This window comes from Acinetobacter sp. ABJ_C5_2, from assembly GCF_044538485.1.
Taxonomy (GTDB): Bacteria; Pseudomonadota; Gammaproteobacteria; order Pseudomonadales; family Moraxellaceae; genus Acinetobacter; species Acinetobacter nosocomialis_A.
In genome coordinates, this window is sequence record NZ_JBIUCS010000125.1 from 1 (window position 1) to 231 (window position 231).

1 protein-coding gene is annotated in these 231 nt (G+C 52.8%); it reads right to left on the reverse strand.

What is annotated here, in order from left to right; all coding sequences use genetic code 11:
- Positions 1–231, reverse strand: a 231-nt coding sequence (locus tag ACH8JV_RS19670) for a hypothetical protein (RefSeq protein WP_396523340.1), incomplete at both ends; no start/stop codon positions are given.

Genomic DNA, 231 nt, shown 5'->3' on the forward strand with positions numbered 1-231 from the left:
GTAGCAGAGCTTGCTGACCAGTTGCCAGTAGCAGAGCTTGCTGAGTTGTAGCCAGTAGCAGAGCTTGCTGATTTGTAGCCAGTAGCAGAGCTTGCTGAGTTGTCGCCAGTAGCAGAGCTTGCTGACCAGTTGCCAGTAGCAGAGCTTGCTGAGTTGTAGCCAGTAGCAGAGCTTGCTGATTTGTAGCCAGTAGCAGAGCTTGCTGAGTTGTCGCCAGTAGCAGAGCTTGCT